General features: G+C 74.4%; 14 protein-coding genes. 4 read left to right on the forward strand and 10 right to left on the reverse strand.

What is annotated here, in order from left to right; all coding sequences use genetic code 11:
• Window positions 1–35: 35 nt before the first annotated feature.
• A complete protein-coding gene (locus ACWGSR_RS00275; RefSeq protein ID WP_453562637.1) occupies window positions 36–713 on the reverse strand; it encodes an HAD family hydrolase in 678 nt (225 codons plus the stop codon).
• Between the two features lie 254 nt (window positions 714–967).
• Between ACWGSR_RS00275 and ACWGSR_RS00280 the strand changes: the two genes are divergently transcribed.
• Entirely contained in the window at window positions 968–2,242 is a 1,275-nt protein-coding gene (locus ACWGSR_RS00280; protein WP_376241508.1) for an FUSC family protein, read from the forward strand.
• Between the two features lie 19 nt (window positions 2,243–2,261).
• Here ACWGSR_RS00280 and ACWGSR_RS00285 read toward each other — a convergent pair whose 3' ends face one another.
• Entirely contained in the window at window positions 2,262–3,437 is a 1,176-nt protein-coding gene (locus ACWGSR_RS00285) for a lactate 2-monooxygenase (protein WP_453562639.1), read from the reverse strand.
• A 151-nt stretch (window positions 3,438–3,588) separates the two neighbouring features.
• Here ACWGSR_RS00285 and ACWGSR_RS00290 point away from each other — a divergent pair, with 151 nt between their 5' ends.
• A complete protein-coding gene (locus ACWGSR_RS00290; protein ID WP_453562641.1) occupies window positions 3,589–4,350 on the forward strand; it encodes a class I SAM-dependent methyltransferase in 762 nt (253 codons plus the stop codon).
• Between the two features lie 16 nt (window positions 4,351–4,366).
• Here the strand turns inward: ACWGSR_RS00290 and ACWGSR_RS00295 are convergent, their stop codons facing one another.
• Together ACWGSR_RS00295 and ACWGSR_RS00300 are read right to left on the reverse strand one after the other, a co-directional pair.
• On the reverse strand, window positions 4,367–5,569 hold the full coding sequence (locus tag ACWGSR_RS00295) for a PP2C family protein-serine/threonine phosphatase (RefSeq protein ID WP_376241502.1): 1,203 nt from the start codon (window positions 5,567–5,569) through the stop codon (window positions 4,367–4,369).
• The gene (locus tag ACWGSR_RS00300; RefSeq protein ID WP_453562643.1) at window positions 5,566–7,173 is read right to left on the reverse strand and encodes a sensor histidine kinase; all 1,608 of its coding nucleotides are present in this window, start codon (window positions 7,171–7,173) and stop codon (window positions 5,566–5,568) included. The genes ACWGSR_RS00295 and ACWGSR_RS00300 overlap by 4 nt, the downstream gene beginning before the upstream one ends.
• Before the next feature lie 106 nt (window positions 7,174–7,279).
• Here ACWGSR_RS00300 and ACWGSR_RS00305 point away from each other — a divergent pair, with 106 nt between their 5' ends.
• Window positions 7,280–8,050, forward strand: a complete 771-nt coding sequence (locus ACWGSR_RS00305; protein WP_376241498.1) for a response regulator — start codon at window positions 7,280–7,282, stop codon at window positions 8,048–8,050.
• 15 nt (window positions 8,051–8,065) lie between these two features.
• Here ACWGSR_RS00305 and ACWGSR_RS00310 read toward each other — a convergent pair whose 3' ends face one another.
• The 3 genes from ACWGSR_RS00310 to ACWGSR_RS00320 all read right to left on the reverse strand — a co-directional run bounded on the left by ACWGSR_RS00310 (window position 8,066) and on the right by ACWGSR_RS00320 (window position 11,453).
• On the reverse strand, window positions 8,066–8,512 hold the full coding sequence (locus tag ACWGSR_RS00310) for an ATP-binding protein (RefSeq protein WP_453562645.1): 447 nt from the start codon (window positions 8,510–8,512) through the stop codon (window positions 8,066–8,068).
• 103 nt (window positions 8,513–8,615) lie between these two features.
• On the reverse strand, window positions 8,616–10,601 hold the full coding sequence (locus ACWGSR_RS00315) for a CASTOR/POLLUX-related putative ion channel (protein WP_453562646.1): 1,986 nt from the start codon (window positions 10,599–10,601) through the stop codon (window positions 8,616–8,618).
• Window positions 10,602–10,685: 84 nt separating this feature from the next.
• Entirely contained in the window at window positions 10,686–11,453 is a 768-nt protein-coding gene (locus tag ACWGSR_RS00320) for an NPP1 family protein (protein ID WP_453562648.1), read from the reverse strand.
• 278 nt (window positions 11,454–11,731) lie between these two features.
• Between ACWGSR_RS00320 and mgt the strand changes: the two genes are divergently transcribed.
• On the forward strand, window positions 11,732–12,928 hold the full coding sequence (gene mgt / locus ACWGSR_RS00325; protein WP_453562650.1) for a macrolide-inactivating glycosyltransferase: 1,197 nt from the start codon (window positions 11,732–11,734) through the stop codon (window positions 12,926–12,928).
• A gap of 7 nt (window positions 12,929–12,935) precedes the next feature.
• On the opposite strand, the gene ACWGSR_RS00330 is transcribed toward mgt, so the two are convergent.
• The 3 genes from ACWGSR_RS00330 to ACWGSR_RS00340 all read right to left on the reverse strand — a co-directional run bounded on the left by ACWGSR_RS00330 (window position 12,936) and on the right by ACWGSR_RS00340 (window position 16,330).
• Window positions 12,936–13,334, reverse strand: a complete 399-nt coding sequence (locus ACWGSR_RS00330) for a DUF6193 family natural product biosynthesis protein (protein WP_376241488.1) — start codon at window positions 13,332–13,334, stop codon at window positions 12,936–12,938.
• Window positions 13,335–13,396: 62 nt separating this feature from the next.
• Window positions 13,397–15,688 (reverse strand): protein translocase subunit SecD, encoded by a 2,292-nt coding sequence (secD, locus tag ACWGSR_RS00335; protein ID WP_453562652.1) that lies wholly within the window; start codon window positions 15,686–15,688, stop codon window positions 13,397–13,399.
• A gap of 144 nt (window positions 15,689–15,832) precedes the next feature.
• A complete protein-coding gene (locus ACWGSR_RS00340) occupies window positions 15,833–16,330 on the reverse strand; it encodes a hypothetical protein (protein ID WP_453562654.1) in 498 nt (165 codons plus the stop codon).
• Between the last annotated feature and the right edge of the window lie 161 nt (window positions 16,331–16,491).

Here is a 16,491-nt window from a genome sequence, read left to right on the forward strand (position 1 = left end):
GCAGGGGGCCACCGACCGGGAGATCGCCGACCGGCTCAGGACGGCGGTACGGAGGCGAAGGGGCTGGTGTCGAGCCGGGCGAGGAGGTCGGCCGGATCGTCGTAGACGGCGACGGCGCCCGCTCCGGTCAGGTCGGCCTCGGGGATGCCGCCGCACAGCAGCCCGGCGACGGTCACCCCGGCGCGGCGGGCGGCCTTCATGTCCCAGACGCTGTCGCCGACGAACACGGCCCGGTCGGCGGGCACGTCCACGAGGGAGAGGGCGTGCTCGACGGGGTCGGGGGAGGGCTTCCCCTCGTCGACGTCGTCGGAGGTGGCGGTGTCCGTGAGCGCGTCGTCCGCGTCGATCGCCCGGCGCAGGGCCGTCAGCTCGCGGCTCTTGGCCGAGGTCACCAGGACCACCTTCCAGCCGTCGCCCGCGAGCTTCCGCAGCAGGTCGGCGGCTCCGTCGAAGGCCTGGAGCCGCTCGAAGTACGTCCCGTAGAGGGTGTCGTGCGCGGTGCTGAGGCGTTCGTCGTCCGACCGGTCGCGGTCCTGTCCGAGCAGGTGGTCGAGGAGCCGTCCGCCCGGGAGGCCGATGGCCCGGTGCACGGCGTGCATGGTCACTCGGTGGCCGCCCTGGCGGAGCGCCTCCCACCAGGCGACGGCGTGCAGGTGGTTGGTGTCGGCCAGGGTTCCGTCGACGTCGAAGAGCGCTGCGCGGTCGCGGTCCATGGTCGGGACCTCCTCACGGGACGCGGGTGTGGTGCGGGACGGGCACCCGGCGGCTACCCGGAACGCCTCCTTTCAGTCGCCGCCCCGGCCACCTCCCCGCCTCCGGGATTCCTCGGGGCTCGTCGGCGCGTCGGCGCGCCTTCGCGGGGCGGCACCACGGAGCATCGCGGTGCGAAGGCGACGGGCGGGTAGGCGCGCACAAGATCGCGCCCGGCCCGGGACGCGTCCCTCACCGACCGGAGGAGGAGTACTTCATGCCCCACCGCTCCGTATCGCTCGCCTCGCTGCGCCAAGGGCGCCTGTGGCGGTGGTGGGAGCGCCAGCGGCGGGACCCCTTCGTGGTCCAGACCCTGCGTTCCACCGCGGCGGCGACGATCTCGTACGTCGTCGCCCTCCAGCTCAGTTCCGAGCCGGCGCCGCTGACCGCGCCGCTGACGGCGCTGCTCGTGGTGCAGGTGACGCTGTACTCGACGCTGGTGACGAGTCTGCGGCGGGTGAACTCCGTCGTCGTCGGCGTGCTGATCGCCATCGCGTTCAGCGTCCTCGTCGGTCTGACGTGGTGGAGCCTCGCGCTGGTCATCCTGGCGGCCCTCGTGGTGGGCCGGTTCGTCCGGGTGGAGGAGTTCGTCGCCGAGGTGGCGATCAGCGCGATGCTGGTCCTCGGGGTCACCCAGGTCGCCGATACCGCCTGGGACCGCGTCCTGGAGACCCTGATCGGCGCGATCGTGGGCATGGTGTTCAACATGGTGCTCGTGCCGCCGGTCTGGGTGGACACCGCCGGGGACTCGATCGTGGACCTGGCCCGGCGGATGCGGCAGCTGCTCCTCGGGCTCGGCGAGGAGCTCACGGACCCGGACGTCCCCGCCGAACCCGATCCGTTCGGCGACTTCGACGGGCCGTCGTCCGTGGACCTGGCGGCGGCGCGGCTCTACGAGGCGCGGCGCCTCGACAACGACGTCGCCGACGTGGACGCGGCCCTGCGGCAGGCGGAGGACAGCCTGCGGCTGAACCCGCGCGTGAAGGAGGGGCTGCTGCACCGGATCGTGCTGCGGACGGGGCTCGACACCCTGGAGATCTCCGCCGTGGTGCTGCGGGTCCTCACCCGCACCCTGACCGACCTGGCGCGGGAGCGGGACGGGGCGGTGCTCTTCCGCCCGGAGACGTCCCGCACCCTCCAGGAGGTGGTGCGGCACCTCGGGGACACCCTGGTGAGCTTCGCGGTCCTCGTCACCTCGCACTCCAGCTCCGGCGCGGAGACGGCGGAGAACCGGCTCGCCGAGCAGCTGGAGGCGGCCCGCGAGGCCCGCGACCGGGCCGCCGGGATGCTGAGGGCGGAGGCGGTGGACGACCCGGGCCGCTGGCAGCTGTACGGCGCCCTCCTCGCCGAGATCGACCGCGTCCTGAACGAGCTGGACCCGGGCCACCGGGGCCGCCGCCTCATGGAGGAGCTGGACCGGCACACGCGCATGCGCGAGGAGCGGCGGCGCAAGGTCGCCTCCCTGGCGGGCCGCGCGCGCCGCTCCTCCTGAAGGCCCCCCGGAGGACGGTTCAGACGGGCCGTACGGGCCGCAGCGCTCCGTCGGCGCGCAGGTCGCCGACGGCGGGGTAGCCGTCGACGGCCATGATCAGGTCGGCCTCGGCGAGGAGCGAGCGCAGGACGTGGACGACGCCGTCCGTACCGCCGAGGGCGAGTCCGTACGCGTACGGGCGGCCGACGCCGACCGCCGTGGCGCCGAGGGCCAGGGCCTTGACGACGTCGGCCCCGGTGCGGACGCCGGAGTCGAAGAGGACGGGCAGGCCGTCGGCGGCGGCGACCACCCCCGGCAGGGCGTCGAGGGCGGGCAGGCCGCCGTTGGCCTGGCGCCCGCCGTGGTTGGAGCAGTAGATGCCGTCGACGCCGCCGTCCCGGGCGCGGCGGACGTCCTCGGGGTGGCAGATGCCCTTGAGGAGGATCGGCAGGTCGGTGAGGGAGCGCAGCCAGGCGAGGTCGTCCCAGACCAGCGGCTTGCCGAAGATCCCGGCCCACTCCACGACGGCGGCGCGCGGGTCCTCCTCGGGGGGCTTGGGGAGCCGGGCCCGGAAGACGGGGTCGGAGGTGTAGTTGGCCAGGCAGTGTCCGCGCAGCTGGGGGAAGTTGCTGGTGGCGAGGTCGCGGGGGCGCCAGCCGGTGATCCAGGTGTCGAGGGTGACGACGATGCCCCGGAAGCCGGCCGCCTCGGCGCGGTGCACCAGGCTCTCCGCGAGGTCCCGGTCGGTGGGCGTGTAGAGCTGGAAGAGGCCGGGGGTGTCGCCGAGCGCGGCGGCGACCTCCTCCAGGGGGTCGACGGTGAGCGTGGAGGCGATCATCGGCACGCCGGTGCGGGCGGCGGCGCGGGCGGTCGCCAGGTCGCCGTGTCCGTCTTGGGCGCAGAGGCCGATGACGCCGACGGGTGCCATGAACAGCGGCGAGGGCAGCGTCGTGCCGAAGAGGTCGACCGAGAGGTCGCGCCGCGCGGCGCCCACCATCATGCGCGGGACGAGTCCCCAGGCGCGGAAGGCCGTGGTGTTGGCCTCCTGGGTGTGCTCGTCGCCCGCGCCGCCGGCCACGTACGACCACAGCGAGGGCGACAGGGCCGCCCGCGCCTTCGACTCCAGTTCGGCGAAGGTCATCGGCAGTGGGGGGACGGTGCCGAAGAGGCCCTCGAAGTAGATCTCGTTCTGGTAGTCGCCGAAGTGCGGGGGCATGGGCTCCGCCCTTTCACGTCAGGGGGCGGGCGCCCGGGTCGCCCGCCGTGGTGCCGTCCAGGGTGCCCGTCTCGGGCCTCCGTGACCATGGTCCGGTCACGGGTCCTCGCCCGGGGGCCGCCGGTGGGCGGCCGTGTCGGATGATGAGGGGATGACGCGCACCTTCGAAGAACTCGTCGCGGAGGCCTCCGCGGCCCCGGTCGACGGCTGGGACTTCTCCTGGCTCGACGGGCGGGCGACCGAGCAGCGCCCCTCCTGGGGCTACCACCGGCTCCTCGCCGAACGGCTCGCCACCGCCTCGGCCGGGCTCGACGTGCAGACGGGCGGCGGCGAGGTCCTGGCCGGGGTTCCGGTGCTGCCGCCGGCGATGGCGGCCACCGAGTCGTGGCCGCCGAACGTCGCCCGGGCCACCGAACTCCTCCACCCGCGCGGGGTCGTGCTCGTCGCCGACCCCGACGAGCCGCCGCTGCCCTTCGGCGACGCCGCCTTCGACCTCGTCACCAGCCGGCACCCGGCGACCGTGTGGTGGTCGGAGATCGCCCGTGTCCTGCGGCCGGGCGGCACCTACCTCGCCCAGCACGTCGGGCCCGCCAGCGTCTGGGAGGTGGTGGAGTACTTCCTCGGCCCGCAGCCGGAGGCGGCCCGGGCGCGCCACCCCGACGACGAGGCCGCGGCGGCGCGGGCGGCCGGGCTCGACGTCGTGGACCTGCGCACCGAGCGGCTGCGGATGGAGTTCCACGACGTCGGCGCGGTCGTCTGGTTCCTGCGCAAGGTGATCTGGATCGTGCCCGGGTTCACGGTCGACGCCCATCTGCCCCGGCTGCGCGACCTCGACGCGCGGATCCGGGCGGAGGGCCCGTTCGTCGCCCACTCCGCCCGGACCCTGATCGAGGCGCGCCGGCCCGCCGCGTGACGGGCGCGGGCCCCGCTCAGGAGCGCGCCGGCGGGATCCCCCAGTCGAGGCGCAGGACGGCGAGGTCGTCGGAGTGCCGGCCGGCGTTCCGTTCGTGGGTCTCCTTGATGAGGAGGTCGACGTGAACGGCCGGGTCGTCCGACGGCAGGGTCGCGATCAGGTCGAGCAGCCCCTCGACGCCGAGCCGCTCGTTCGCCGTCCCGCTGTGGCCCTCGGTGAGTCCGTCGGTGTAGAGGGTCAGGGCGCCGGTGGCGGGGAGCGGGACGACCGTGGCGGGCCAGCGGTGCGGTCCGGGGAAGATGCCCAGGGCGATGCCGTGCTCGGCCTCCAGCTCCCGGGTCCCCTCGGGCGTGGTGAGGAGGGGCTCGTGGTGGCCGGCGAGGTGGAGGGTGGCGGTCGCGGTGTTCTGGTCGAGCGTGAGGAGGGTGCAGGTGGCGAACATCTGCTGGCCGCCGCGTTCGGCGAGCAGGATGCGCTCCATCAGGTGCAGCAGGTCGTCGCCGCGGTGCCCGCCGAGCACCAGGGAGCGCCAGGCGATCCGCAGGCAGACGCCGAGGGCGGCGGCGTCGGGTCCGTGTCCGCTGACGTCGCCGACGACGGCGTGCAGCAGCCCGTCGTCCCCCTCCACCACGTCGAGGAAGTCACCGCCGAGCAGGGCCAGGGTGGCGCCCGGCAGATAGCGGGAGGTCACCCGCACCGCGGAGGTGTCGAGGATCGGCTGGGGCAGCAGGCCGCGCTCCAGGCGCGCGTTCTCCTCGGCCCGCAGCCGGGCGGCCTGGGCCTCGGAGTTGGCGCGCTCGGTCTCGCTGCGGTAGACGGCGTAGCGGACCGTCCGGTGCAGCAGGTCCGCCTCGACCTTTCCCTTGACGAGGTAGTCCTGGGCCCCGGCCGCCATGGCGTCGGGGCCCGCCTGCGCCTCGGAGAGGCCGGTCAGGACGATGACCGCGGTGTGCGGGGCCACGGCCCGCACCGCGGTGACCGCGTCGGTGCCCGACACGTCGGGCAGGTGCAGGTCGAGGAGGATGCAGTCGATCGGGGCGCCGGCCAGTTCGGCGCGGGCCTCGGCCAGGGTGGTCCGGGTGGTCAGCTCGAACCGCAGCCCGGTGTCGTGGAGGAGTTCCTCGACGAGCAGGGCGTCGCCCAGGTCGTCCTCGATCAGGAGGATGCGGTACGTCGGCTCCTGGGGCGCCGTGCCCGGGCCGCTCGCGGTCGCGCTCATCTCGTCCGCTCCGCGCCCGAGGGGACGGCCTGCGGCACGACGGCCCGGCCGGGCGTCTCCGGCGGTTCGGGCGCCAGGGTGAAGGTGATCCGCGTCCCGTCGCGGTACTCCGTGTCGACGGCGATGGCGCCGCCGTGGAACTCGACGATCTTCTTGCACATCGCGAGGCCGATGCCGCTGCCGGAGTAGACGTCCTTGGTGTGCAGCCGCTGGAAGATCACGAAGACCTTGTCGGCGTACTCCGGGGCGATGCCGATGCCGTTGTCGGTGACGGTGAACCGCCACAGCTCGCCCTCACGGGCCGCCGTGACGTGGATCCGCGGCGCCTCGTCGGGGCGGCGGAACTTCACGGCGTTGCCGATCAGGTTCTGCCAGAGCATGCCCATCTGGGTGGGGTCGGCGACCAGGGCCGGCAGCGGGTCGTGCGTGATCGTCGCTCCGGCCTCCTCGATGCCGACGCTCAGCGCGGACAGGGTCCGCTCCAGGACGTCGCCCAGGTCGACGCTCTGGTGGGCGTTGTGCAGGCGTCCGACGCGGGAGAAGTCGAGCAGGTCGTTGATGAGGACCTGCATGCGGTTCGCCCCGTCGACGGCGAAGTCGATGTACTGGTCGGCCCGGCTGTCGAGCTGTCCTCCGTAGCGCCGCTGGAGGAGCTGGGTGAAGCTGGAGACCTTGCGCAGCGGCTCCTGGAGGTCGTGGGAGGCCACGTACGCGAACTGCTCCAGTTCGGCGTTGGAGCGCTGGAGGTCCGCGGCCTGCGCGTCGAGGCGCATGCGGGCCTCCTCGGTGAAGGCCAGTTCCCGCACCAGGCGCCGGCGCATGGAGTCGATCTCCTCGCCGAGGCGCCGCAGGTCGGCGGGGCCGGACGGGGTGATGGGGTGCTCGAAGTCGCCGCCGGCGATGGTCCGGGCGTCCGAGCCGAGCCGGTCGAGGGGTTCGTTGATGCCCCGGCGCAGCCCTTCGAAGATCAGGGTCGTCAGCACGACGATGAGCACCGCGATGGCGCCGAACACCCAGTTCCGGACGCCCATCATGGTCATCAGGTCGTCCCTGGCCCGGAGGCGGTCCGCCCGCAGCCGTTCCTGCTGCTCGCCCAGGGCGGCGCGGATCGCGTCGAAGGCCTTCTTGCCCTCCGCCGCCCGCTCGACGGCCAGCGGTGAGGGCGAGCCGGGCGGGGTCGCGGCGATCGGGCGCGCGATCCGCTCCTGCCACCTGGCCACGGCGTCCCGTACGGCCCCGAGGTCGGCCAGGGCGGCCCGGTCGCCGGCGAGGAGCCCGGAGAGCTGCGCGGTGCGCGACTCCTGCTCGGCAATTCCCTCCCGGTAGGGGGTGAGGAAGTCCGGGGTGCCGGTCAGGCCGTAGCCGCGGATCCCGGTCTCCTGGTTGAGGACCGCAGATTCCAGGCGGGTCGCCGTGGTCAGCGCGGGGGACCGCACGTCCACGAGTTCCTTGCTGAGCGCCTCGGTGCGCGAGAGGATCCAGCCGCCCGTCACTCCGAGCAGGGTCAGGACGACCAGGGAGACGGCCGCGCCCACGCGAAGCCACCGCCGGGTAGTCCATGCGGACAGTCCCCGCTCGCGCGGTCGCTTCCCCTCGACGGTCATGGTGCTGACTCCTCTGCTGCGACGGCCGCGAAGGTGCGGCGCGATCACTGTAATGGGCGACAACGGTTGTTGTCGCCAGGCCTCCCGGGGACCTAGAGTGCCGGGTGTGCCAGGCAAGAACTTCGTGTTGCGGACCACTCCGCAGGAAACGGCCGCCGCAGCGGACGCGGCGGTCGACGAGCTCGCGCAGCGCCTCGTCCGGCAGCTCCTGAACGATCCCTCGCGTCCGGCACCGGACGACCGTGCGCGGGCCCTGGCCCTGCTCCACGTCCTGGACCACGTCCAGAAGGCCGCCGAGCGGCTCCAGCAGGAAGCTGTCGTGGCCGGCGCCCGCGCGGGAGCCGGCTATCCGCAGCTCGGCGCGGCCTGCGGCATGACCCGGCAGGGCGCCCGTCGCCGCTGGCCGGGGCTCTTCGACCACTCATACGACAAACCCACGGAGCAACCGATCATGACCACCCCCGCCCGCCCCTTCGACGTCCTGCTCGTCGAGGACGACGTCGCCGATGCCATGCTCATCGAGGAGGCACTCTCCGAGCGCGGGGCCCGCAACCTGGTCCAGGTCACCGACGGGGTCGCCGCCCTGGAGCACCTGCGCGCCCCGGACACCGCCCGGCCCGACCTCATCGTCCTCGACCTGAACATGCCCCGGATGAACGGCCGGGAGCTGCTGAAGGTCCTCAAGTCCGACGAGGACTTCCAGACCATCCCCGTGGTGGTCCTGACCACGTCGACGGCGCCCGACGACGTGACCGGCGCGTACAGCAGCCACGCCAACGCCTATGTGACCAAGCCGGTCAACCTGGAGGAGTTCGAGCGGGCCGTCCAGAGCATCGACGCCTTCTACCTCGACACCGCGGCCCGGCCGCGCCCCTGACGTCCGGGGGCGGGTTCAGACCAGGTCGACGCGGGCGGTGACGCGCTTGCCGACCGGTTCCCGCCGGATGTGGAGGTCCCGGGCGACGGCCTTGACGATCTCCAGCCCGTGCTGACCGATCCGGTCCGGATCGGCGGCATGGGCCGCCGGAACCGTGGGCTCGCTGTCCCACACCACGACGTCCACGGTCCCGGCCCCGACGCTCATCTGCAGCAGGACCGGGCCCGGGGCGTGTCTGCGGGCGTTGGTGACCAGCTCGCTGACGACGAGCCGCGTGAGTTCCTCCGCGCGCTCGGAGACGGGAACGCCCCAGACGGTGCGGGCCTTCTCCAGGAAGGCGGTGGCGCGGTCGCGGGCCTCGGCCACCAGCCCCTCGCCCTCGTCCCAGGCGTATCCGACCTGCCTGAGGTCGTCCTCGGGCAGGGCACAGTCGTCTCCGTCGGCGTCGGCCGTCGTCGTCATCGTCTTCCCCCCGTGTTCACGCGCGCGTCCGCCCGCCATGAAGTCGTGTCCACCATAGGTGTTCTCCGGCACGGTGGAGCGGGGTGGTCCGGCCGGGGCGGTGTCAGTCGCCCGGTGCGATGAGGACGATCTGGTCCTGTGCGTGCCAGTGCCGCACGCGGGCCTTGGGCGGGTTGATCCGCATCCCGTGGCCGGAGGCGGTCGCGGAGCGGTAGCCGATGGCGCATTCGCCGCGGCGGGCGGCCGACGCGGCGACGGCGGCGAAGGACGTCGTCCGCCCGGTGGTGACGTAGTGGGCGGCCGGGCGGAGGTGGAGGGTGTTGCCGGCCGGGGAGAGGAGTTCCTCGAACACGGCGGTCAGGTGGGGGTTCTGGGAGATCTGGGTCATGAGGAGCCCGATGAGCCTGCCGCTGACGACGAAGTCGGCCCCGGCGGGCCGGGGCGCGATCAGCCGGTTGCGGTCGTCGGTCATCTCGGTGACGACGGGTACGTGACGGCCGCTCTCCTCCTCCCGGGCCCGCAGGTTCAGGAGGGTGACGAGGGTCCGGTCGTCCGGTTCGCCGCGGCCGGGCCGGGGGTCGGGGCCGAGCACGATCACGACGTCGTAGCCGGTGGGGTCGAGGGCGTCCGTCGTCGACCGCAGCGTGGGGTCCCCGGGGTGGTGGCGCACCGGCATGCGGGGGGCGAGGGCTTCGGCGGCGGACCGGACGGCGGCGGCCGTCGCGGCGCGCGGTCCGGCCACGACGTCGAGGGTCGAGCCGGGCGGGGTGCGCCGTGAGAGCTGGTCGACGATCCGGGGCGCCCTGCGGTTCCAGCCCAGGAGGAGGACGCGCTCGGCCGGGGCGGGGGCCGGGGTCGGCGCGTGGGTGAGGGCCCTCGGGTCGTGGGGCACGGGGAGGTCGGACAGCCGGGTGGAGTGCTCGTCCCGGGCGATCACGAGGAGGCTGTCGCCCTCCCGGAACCGGGCGGACAGGGGCGGGTTGAGGGCCACGGTGCCGTCGTCGTGGGCGATGCCGACGGCGATGGACTCCGGGCAGGCCCCGGCGGCCTCCTCGAAGGTCAGGCCGGGCAGGACGGGGTCGCGCAGGGTGTGGAACTCGTGTCCGGCGAAGTCGAGGAGTTCCTGGTGGACGAGGGAGAGTCCGGGCTGCCGGGCGCAGTCGACGACGAGCCGGGCCGAGATGTCGTCCACGTCCAGGACGGTGGTCCGGGGGCCGCCGGCCAGCCGGGCGGCGGTGAGGTGGCGGTCGTCGCGCACGGCGGCGACGACGCGGACCCGCCGGTCCTCCCCCAGGGCGGCCGAGAGGGAGAGCAGGGTCTTGACGGTCTCGGCGTCGTCCCGGGGGTCGTCGCGGGGCAGGACGAGGACGCAGTCCGCGGTGGCCGGGCTCACGCGGGCGAGGACGGCGGGGTCGGTGGGGCGGCCGGTGCGGCACAGGACGCGGGCGCGGCCCGTGGCGCGGGCGGTGGTGGCGAGGTCCTCCTCCATGGCGGCCTTGTCCCGGTCGGCGAGGACCGCGATCACGCGGCGGCGCCGTTCGGTGCGGGCGGCGACCAGTTCGGAGACGACGGTCGGGATCTGCTCGGACCAGCCGAGGACGACGGTGTGGCCGCGCTCCAGGATCGCGGCCCGGCCCCGGTCGAGGGCCATCAGCCGGTCGGTGAGGCCGGTGGTGATGAGGCTGACCAGGGTGGAGACGTACAGGAGGGCGATGAGGGCGAGGAGCACGGACAGGAGGACGCGCAGGGGCGGTCCGACCTCGCCGCCCAGGCGCATGGTCTGTCCGGTGCTGCGCCAGACCGCCGCGATCCTCGATCCGAGGGTGGCGGGGGCCTGCTGGTCGGTCCAGACGAGGAGGGCGCTGACGGGGACGACGAGGGCCAGGCAGCCCAGGGCGAGCCAGCCGCAGAGGGCCGGTATGCCGCGGGTGAGGGTGGTGTCGAACCAGTAGCGGAGGCGCGCCTCCGCGGAGGGGACGGGGTGGGCCGGCCGGGGCCGGCCGGCCGTGGTGTCCGCGGCCCGGTCCGCGCCGGGTCGCCGTGCGGCGTTCCGCTGTCCGGGAACGACCTTGTTGCCTTCTCTGCGCACGTCGGCAGCGTGGCGCCCCGTCGTGTCCGGCGGGGCGCCATCGCCGTGGATTCATCCCTTCGTGATCGTCCGGAGGGACGCGGGTCAGCCGTTCGGGTCGAAGGTGATCCCGGCGGGTTTGGCCTTGGCGAGGTGGGCGGCGAAGCTGCCGTCCTTGAGGCCGAAGTGCGCGCTGCCGAAGTCGGCCGCGACGAGCTTCTCGCGGATGCCCGCGGGGTAGCCGTTCCAGCCGACCAGGGTCGGGAACTGCCAGGTCTGCCGGTGGTTCTCGGGCGGTTCGTCGTTGGCGTTGGCGGGGCGGAAGCAGTGGGTGCCGATGCCGTCCTTGTGGTAGACGACCTTGGGGTGGTCGCCGTCCCAGCGGATCCGGTCGCGGGCGTAGGTGTCGAAGTTCCCGTGGGCGGAGGTGGAGACGTACTCCGCCCGGTCGTTCCGCACCCACACCACGACGTGCTCCCAGTCGTGGCGGTGTCCGCCGAGGCCGCTGCCGGCCACCGCCTGGTCCTTCTCGAAGTAGAGGCCGTAGAGGATCGCGCACCAGCCGTTGTTGCACTTCGCGCGGGAGTACCCGTTGGTGCCGGCGAGGTCGGAGGCGTCGCGGCACTGGCCGTTGAGGGCGCCGGACGGCTTGAGGCCGCCGTTGAGCGTGCCGTCGGGACCGATCGCGGCGGTGGAGTAGCAGCCGTCCGTGTCGTAGTCGAAGGCCGGCTGGAAGGCCCGTTCCAGGGCGTCGGCGTTGCCGGGCAGGGCGGTGGGCGGTGCGGCGAGCGCGCTGCTCGGGAGGGCGATGACCAGCGCGAGGGCCCCGGCGAGGGCGAGGGCGCCCCGGGCGGCGTACGCGGGTGTCTTCAACTGCGTCCCCTTCGGGTCGGACGACGGCGGTGTGCGGGGGTGTACGGCGTGCAGGAGCACGCGGCGTGCGGGGTCGTACGGCGCGCGCGAGCACCCGGTGCGAGGGCGTACGGGTCCGCGTGCGCCGCGCGGTACGCGCCATCGTGGCATGACCACGTCAATATAGGGAGTCGCCGAACGCACCCTCCGGTGAACTCCGTCCGACGGGCGGTCCGGCAGACTGGGGACTCAGGACAAAATTGCTAGACGATACGTATCGTCTCGTTCAAGGTGGACTCATGATCACCCCATCCCCCGCACACATCGCCATGTTCTCGATCGCCGCCCACGGCCACGTGAACCCGAGCCTGGAGGTCATCCGCGAACTCGTCGCCCGGGGTCACCGCGTCAGCTACGCCGTCCCCGAGTCCTTCGCCGCGAAGGTCGCGGAGACCGGCGCCACCCCGGTCGTCTACACCTCGACGCTGCCGACCGACGAGGACCCGGACGCCTGGGGCACCGAACTGATCGACAACATCGAGCCGTTCCTGAACGACGCCGTGCAGGCGCTCCCCCAGCTCGCCGAGGCCTTCGACGGGGACCGGCCGGACCTCGTGCTCCACGACATCACCTCGTACCCGGCCCGCGTCCTCGCCCACACGTGGGGCGTCCCCGCCGTCTCCCTCTGGCCGAACCTCGTGCCGTGGGAGGGGTACGAGGAGGAGGTCGCCGAGCCGATGTACGCCGAGCTCAAGGCCTCGCCGCGCGGCAAGGCGTACTTCGCCCGGTTCGAGGAGTGGCTCGCCGAGCACGGGATCGACACCCCGCCCGACCGGTTCGTCGCCCGTCCGCGCCGCGCGATCGTCCTCATCCCGCGTGCCCTCCAGCCGCAGGCCGACCGGGTCGACGAGTCCGTGTACACCTTCGTCGGCGCCTGTCAGGGCGAGCGCGCCGACCAGGGCGAGTGGCGGCGGCCGGCCGGCGCGGAGAAGGTGCTCCTGGTCTCCCTGGGCTCCGCCTTCACCAAGCAGCCCGACTTCTACCGGGCCTGCGTCGAGGCGTTCGGCGGCCTGCCGGGCTGGCACGTCGTCCTGCAGATCGGGAAGTTCGTCGACCCGGCCGAACTCGGCGCCCTGCCGGACAACGTGGAGGTGCACACCTGGGTGCCCCAGTTGGCGATCCTGCGGCAGGCCGACGCCTTCGTCACCCACGCGGGCGCGGGCGGCAGCCAGGAGGGCCTGTCCACCGCCACCCCCATGGTGGCCGTGCCCCTGGCCGCCGACCAGTTCGGGAACGCCGAGATGCTCCAGTCCCTGGGCGTGGCACGGCACCTGCCGATGGGCGAGGTGACCCCCGAACTGCTGCGGGAGTCCGTCCTCGCGCTCGTCGACGACCCCGAGGTGGCCCGCCGCTCGCGCGAGATCCAGGAGTCGATGGCCCGCGAGGGCGGCACGCGGCGGGCCGCCGACCTGATCGAGGCCGAACTGCCGGGGTGACGGGCGGTCAGGCCTCCTTCCCGCTCTCGTACGCGGCGAGTTCCGCGGGCGTGCCGACGAAGGCCGGGCCGCAGCCGGGCGGGAGGCGCTCGACGACCATGGCGACCGCCTCCCGCGCCGTGCCGGCCTCGCCGATCCTCCGCGTCCGCGAGGGGTCCTCGACGTAGTACGGCCCGGTGTGGTCCGGGCCGGCCGCCGTCGGACCGATGTAGGGCACGTCCCACGTCCGGCGCTGCTCGGTGCAGCGGCTGAAGCGCAGTTCCCACATGCCGGTCCAGGGGAAGAGCCGCCGCAGCCGCGGCTCGGCGTACGCCGCCGCGACCAGGTCGGCGCTCACCCGGTCGGAGGCGAGCAGTTCGCACCACGCCGCCTCCACGACGGAGGCGCTCGGGATGTTCGTCGTCATGGCCTGATTCTCCCCCGTCGCCCCGCCGTGGACTGCGGGGCGACGGAGCGACGGGGAACGGGTCAGACGACGGCGCCCGTACGGCGGCGCTTCACCGGCACCGGCGCCGGAGCGGGGGCCGGACGGCGGGTCTCCAGGATCACGGCCAGCGGGATCGCCGTGAAGACGGTGGACGCCATGCCGAGGACGACGCCGGCGAGCAGCGCGACCGAGAAGTCCTCCAGCGAGTCGCCGCCCAGGACGGCGAGCGCCACCAGGACGAAGAGCGCGCCCATGCCCGTGTTGACCGTGCGCGGAAGGGTCTGGGCGACCGCCCGGTCGGCCAGGTCGGGCAGCGGTACGCGGCCGCCGCGCCGCCGCAGCTCCCGCAGCCGGTCGAGCACCACCACGGAGTCGTTCACCGAGTAGCCGACGACGGTCAGGAGCGCGGCCAGGAACACGCTGTCCATCGGTTTGCCCAGCCAGGCGAACAGGCCGATCACCAGGAGGACGTCCTGGGTCATGGCGGCGACGGCGGCCGTCGCGTACGTCCAGCGGAACCGCGTCGTCAGGTAGAGGAGCTGCGCCGCGACCGCCAGGCCGAGCGCGAGCAGGGCGTGGGTGCGCAGTTCGCCGCCCAGGCTCGGGCCGATCAGGTCGTCGCGCTCCACCGTCACCGGTCCGGCGACCCCGGTGAGCGCCTCCTCGATCTCCCGCCGCTCGTCGTCGCCGGTCTCCTTCACCCGTACCGACACGTCGCCCTCGCCGGTGGTCTGCACGACGGCGTCGGGGAAGCCGGCGGCCGTGACGGCGGCGCGGGCCGCGTCGGCGTCCACCGGGCGGTCGGCCGCGTACTGGACGACCCGGCCGCCGGTGAACTCGACGCCGAACTCCACGCCCCGGACGCCGATCCCGGCGAGGGCCACGAGGAGGAGCCCGGCGCAGCCGGTCAGCCAGCGGCGGCGGTGGGCCGTCAGGCGCGGGACGCGGCGGGTGAGCCGGGTCCGCAGCCTGCCGAGCTCCGCCATGCCGGTCACCGCCGGCCGCCTGCGCACGACGGGCAGCCGGAGCGTCAGGTCGGCGAGGAGCCGGGTGATCACCATGGCGGTGAGGAGCGAGGTCACGACGCCGACGGCGAGCGTCACTCCGAAGCCCTTGACCGGTCCGGTGGCGAAGGCGAACAGCAGTCCGGCGGCGAGCAGCGTGGTGATGTGGGAGTCCGCGACCGCGCTCCACACCTTGCCGAACGCCGTCGTCACCGGCCGCCGCGGATCGCGCCCGGCGGACCGGCCCAGGGCCGCGTACTCTTCCCTGGCCCGTTCGAAGACCAGGACGTTGGCGTCGACGGCGATGCCGACGGCCAGGACGAAGCCGGCGAGACCGGGCAGGGTGAGGGTGGCGCCCAGGGCGACCACGGCGGCGTACGAGATCAGGCCGTACAGCAGGAGGGCGGCGGTGGCGAGGAGGCCGAGGAGCCGGTAGACGGCGATGACGAAGAGGCCGGTGCAGGCGAGGCCGATCAGCGCCGCAAGGGCGCTGGCCCGGATCGCCTCCGCGCCGAGCGTCGGGCCCACGGTGCTCTGCTCGACCGTCGTCACGGGGACGGGCAGCGCGCCGCCCCGGACGAGCGCGGCGAGGTCGCGGGCCTCCTGGGCGGAGAAGCCGCCGGTGATCTGCGCGGAGCCGCCGCCGATGCCCGCCCCGCAGGGGACGCCGGTCTGCATGCCGGGCGCGGAGACGATCCGGTCGTCGAGGACGATGGCGACCCTGCGGGCCGGGTCCCCGGGGGACGCGCAGGCGGCGGCGCCGGTGATCCGTGCCCAGTCGCCCGCGGCCCGGTCGCGGAAGGAGAGGTCGACGGTCCAGCCGCGGACGCTCGTGGTGTCGAGGGCGGCCTCCGCGTTCTCGACCCCGTCGCCGGTGAGGGCGGGGGCGGCCAGGGCGAGGAAGCGGCCGGGCGCGTCGGGGTCGGCGAGGACGCGGGTGCCGTCGGCGGCGGCCGGTCCGGCCGGTCCCTCCGCCTCGCCGGTGACGGCGTGGAAGGTGAGCTGGGCCGTGCGGCCGATGGTCTCGGCGGCCTTGCGCGGATCGCGCAGGCCGGGGAGTTCGACGACGATGCGGCGCTCGCCTGAGCGGGCGAGGGAGGGTTCCGCGACGCCGAGGCCGTCGACGCGCTTGCGGAGCACCTCCAGGGCGCGGTCGGTGGCCGCGGCGTCGGCGCGGGTGGCGGGGCCGTCCTCGGTCTGGAGGACGATGCGGGTGCCGCCGCGCAGGTCGAGTCCGAGGCGGGGCGGGGTGGTCAGGGTGATCCAGAGGGAGAGCGCGACGACGGCGAGCGCGAGGAGCGCGCGCCACAGCACGGCACGAGAGGACATGGGTACTCCACAGGCAGCGCACGGGCGGGCGGGCGCCGCCCCGGAGGGGACGCGGGCCGCTCCCGTGCCGGACGTACGGTCGGGTGCGCGTCGGCGACCGGTCCGTGGACATGCCGATGGCCCGGACGGCGACGCGGAGGAACGTCAGCTGTGCCGGGTGGAGGGAGGACCCCGGGGGTCCCTCGGGACGTGGGGACCGCCGGGCGGCGCCCGCTCGCGGCGGGGATCGCCGGCGAGGAGGCCGCGCGGGGGGAGGCAGAGGTCGACGGGTACGGCCGCGGGGGCGGTGGGCACCGCCGGGAACCGCACGGAGTGCTCGACGACGGCCGGGAGCCCCGCGACGGCGGCGGGCGCGAGGTGCGGCTCCGGCGGCGCGAGACGGTGGGCGGGGGCCGGTGCCGGCACGGAGGCCGGAGCGGTACGGGCCGCCGGGGCCCGGTTCGGCTTCGGGTCCCCGGGGGTCGGACTGGCGGGGCCCTGGACCGTACGGTCCGGGGACGGGTCCGGGGAGCCCTGGACCGTACGGGCCGCCGGGGCCGCGGTCGGGTCCGCGGCGGAGGCCGCCGGGGTCAGGATCAGGGACCAGAGCACACAGAGCAGGGCGGGCACCAGGGTCGCGAGCCGTCGTGCGGAACGCTCCACCGCCCCGCACCTCCCCCGTCCGTGCCACCCCGTCGACCCGGGCCTCCGGGGCTCAGCGTAGACCGGCGGGGAAAGCACCCGGCCACCGACTCCCGTCCTGAGTACGGCGGCTGAGTACGTCCGCTCATGCCGGGGCCGCCCCGGTCCCGCGACGATGACGG

The sequence above is a fragment of the Streptomyces sp. NPDC055632 genome (genome assembly GCF_053618675.1).